We start from the raw sequence: 2209 nt of genomic DNA, 5'->3' as shown, positions 1-2209 counted from the left end.
CATCTCCTTTATATACCACGGATCGGTAAGACCCAGGGCGAGTGCGAATATTTCCTTGGAATTTTCCATCCCCCGAAAATAACAATTTACTAACTTACCCACTCAAAACACGATAGAGCCTTTATTTTACAGTTGGTTTTTGACTTAACTTTTTTTAAATATCTCGCAGATGGCGAGTTGATGTTTTTAAAGTTTGAATTCCCGGAAAATATGCACGGTGGCCTCCTCTCCCACAATTTTATCATATCTATCTTACTTGCACCTATTTTGGAGGAATATATTTACAGATACGTTATATTTGAGAAATTATCCGAAGAATTTAGTTTGGTTTTGAGTATTCTAATTACATCTTTTCTCTTTAGCCTTATGCACTCGGACTTGAATGGTTTCCTTGGTTATTTCTTTGTAAGCGTGGTACTTACTTATCTTTATTCAATATCTAAAAATTTATGGCTAAATATAATTTTTCATAGCGGTTTTAATGTACTGTCATATTTAACGGTATTTCAGGAATACGAACTAAAGCAATTGACAGCTTTACTATGGCTAACTTTTTTTATTATTTCTGCAATCGGACTCTTTGCGATTTTCAAAAAACTGAAACTTGTGACATCTGATTAATAAATAGGGTGTTCAAGTTTTCTGTGTGGCATCGAAACGAACTTATGATGCTTAATATCGCTATGCGTACCAAAGGTGCACTTTATCGAATTTTTGTCCATATCCATCCTACTAAAGAATATTTTATGTCCGTTGTCTATTGTTAGCGAAAACAAAATATTAAAAGTATTAGGACATAAAAATTAAGTTTAAACGATTTTGAGGCGGTAGGTACTGCCGAGTTGTTAGAGATTAAGGGTGGTCGGGGTGACCGGCGGCTAGGGCCTACACAGCAATGGGAATTGGGATACCCAGAATCTGAGGACGGCGGTGGCTGTGCCGGGGATGCCAACGGCTTTGGTGGTACCTTTGATGCAGATGAGGTGGTGGTCACTGCGGGTGAGGAAGCCGCTATGTACCAACAGGCCACTGGTCTAAATGGATGTATGGGATGCGATTTTCCGAATGACCCCAGAGGCCGCCCATCCGCTAGTGATTTCTCTTTGCCATTGAGGTGGAATCTGCATGTTAAGACAAACAATGATGGTTGTCACTAAATCGACACCATAACCTCAGCTGATAAAAATAATGGCTGCTATCTTAACTGAAAATTTAAAATAGTTTGTCATATTTAGCAGACATTCTAAAATCAGTAATGAACTTTTTTAGGTTTCCTTTTTATCTTGCCATAAATAAGTGAGGCTGTATTGACAACTTAAATGATGTTTCCAAACGTTTTTTTGGAGCCGTGAAAATATATGGAAAATGCTAAGAACTTCCCCTCACCAATGAAAAATTCGGAGAAAAGAAACCTCTCCTTGCTTAGGGGAGGTTTTATGATTTTGGTATTCACAGTCATCAATTTTCTCTTTATGGCCGTTACCCTGTCTTATTTTGATTCCACCAAGGCTGTTATGTGGAGCTATCTGTTAGGTTGTTCCGTGTCACTGGCCGTCATTCTGAAAATCACAAAAAAAAACCTCAGAGCATACAATTTCAAAGCTAGGGATGCCCTGAGCTTCCTGTTAGCCAGCATTGCGTTAATATTATTTAATTTTTCTGTTTACACCCCTGTTCATCAAATATTTCTGTTGTACTTCAACATACCTACATTTCATCTTTCCGGTGCTTTTGATGATGTTTACGATTTTGTTACCGTGCTCTTTGTCGCGCCTTTTTTTGAGGAGTTTGTCTTCCGGGGCATTGTGCTGGATGGATTATTGAAAAAACAAAAGATGTGGGTTGCAATAGTATTTACTTCCCTACTGTTTTCCGCCATGCATTTAAAGCCATTTCTGGGACCTTCCCTATTTGCATTTTCCCTTTTTATTGGCTGGATCTACTACCGCACAGCCAACTTATGGCTCGTTATTTGGCTGCATTTGCTGAACAATTTAGTATCAAGCATCCAGGCTTATGAGCTGCAAGACCTGAGACTTGAAGCAGTTGGATTACATAACATATATGGCCCAAACACAGTGCTTATTTTAGGGCTTGCTGATTTTCGCAAGGATTATAAACTTTAGGCCGCTACGATTCGGGGCGCATTTCGGCCACCATTTCCGATCGGTGCAAAAACCTTGCTTAAGAGCCCCTTTATGACGCCAGG

General features: G+C 39.2%; 2 protein-coding genes. Both read left to right on the top strand.

The features are described from left to right. Positions 1-180 precede the first annotated feature (180 nt). Complete coding sequence (locus tag ACKWCC_RS19130; protein ID WP_413997575.1) at positions 181-621, top strand: CPBP family intramembrane glutamic endopeptidase; 441 nt, start codon at positions 181-183, stop codon at positions 619-621. Positions 622-1358: 737 nt separating this feature from the next. Further along, entirely contained in the window at positions 1359-2126 is a 768-nt protein-coding gene (locus ACKWCC_RS19125) for a CPBP family intramembrane glutamic endopeptidase (protein WP_413997574.1), read from the top strand. Positions 2127-2209: the final 83 nt, after the last annotated feature.

This window comes from Maribacter aquimarinus (assembly GCF_047345505.1).
Taxonomy (GTDB): domain Bacteria; phylum Bacteroidota; class Bacteroidia; order Flavobacteriales; family Flavobacteriaceae; genus Maribacter.
Note: the sequence above shows the minus strand (reverse complement) of the source record. Positions and strands in the feature narration are given on the sequence as shown.

Bases quoted from the DNA above. Each gene is read 5' to 3' on its own strand.
- ACKWCC_RS19125 (WP_413997574.1), top strand. From the start codon at position 1,359: ATGGAAAATGCTAAGAACTTCCCCTCACCAATGAAAAATTCGGAGAAA.
- ACKWCC_RS19130 (WP_413997575.1), top strand. From the start codon at position 181: ATGTTTTTAAAGTTTGAATTCCCGGAAAATATGCACGGTGGCCTCCTC.